At 69.7% G+C, this 728-nt stretch carries 1 protein-coding gene and 1 pseudogene; both read right to left on the bottom strand.

Annotation, left to right across the window (positions count from 1 at the left end; genetic code table 11):
* Positions 1-171 (bottom strand): phage holin family protein (locus AC1DFE_RS24090; protein WP_476908337.1); only part of this gene is annotated, 171 nt, incomplete at its 3' end.
* Positions 168-728: pseudogene (locus AC1DFE_RS24085) on the bottom strand (hypothetical protein); the annotation flags it as partial. The gene AC1DFE_RS24090 and the pseudogene AC1DFE_RS24085, both read right to left, overlap by 4 nt.

Below are 728 nucleotides of genomic sequence, written 5' to 3'. Positions count from 1 at the left end.
CTTGCCGGCGCGGGTGCCGGATTGTTTGAGTTCGGCTTTGGCGAGTTCGATTTCCTGCCGGATCAGGGTGGACAGGTCCCGGGTKACCTCGCCGAGGAGGTCACCGAGGGAGGTGGTGTCGGCCTTGACGTGCGCGGCCGTATGCGGGGTCTCGGGTATCTGGCTGCTCACAGAGGACGCCCCCCACCCTCAGTGTCATCAGTATCCMGCCGCGTCGGCTCGCCATACTCTGGCTCGTCATACGCCGGCTCACCGATCGCCGGCTCGCCGTAGGCGGGTTGGCCATAGGCGGGTTGTCCCGTGGCGGGTTCGCCGTAAGCCGGCTCTCCGATCGCCGGTGCGCCGTACGCCGGCTGGCCGGTGGGCTGTTCTCCATAAATGGGTTCACCGTAGGCCGGCTGCGTGTAGGCAGGCTCGCCCAGTTCGGCGTGGTCATAGAGCGGTGCTCCGACCCCGGCATCCAGGCTGCCTTCGGTTGCCGGCGGCTGCGCGGGATACGGGGGCACGGCGCCGGCTGTTGATCCGTAGCCTGTTGCGGTGCCGGTTTCGGGGGCGCCGGCCTGCAGGCTGCGGCCCAGTCGTCCGGCCACGAGTCCTGCGCCTGCCGCGAGGAGCAGGAAGGTGCCGGGCCGCTGGCGGGCGAAGGACTTGACCTCGTTCAGCAGCGAGCCCGGATCCCGGTTGTCCAGCCAGGAAGCGACCGATTCGGAGCGGTCGGCGGCCTGCCG

This window comes from Arthrobacter sp. 05T423 (genome assembly GCF_056396245.1).
The sequence above is the reverse complement of the archived record's forward strand: the minus strand, read 5'-3'. Positions and strand labels throughout refer to the sequence as shown.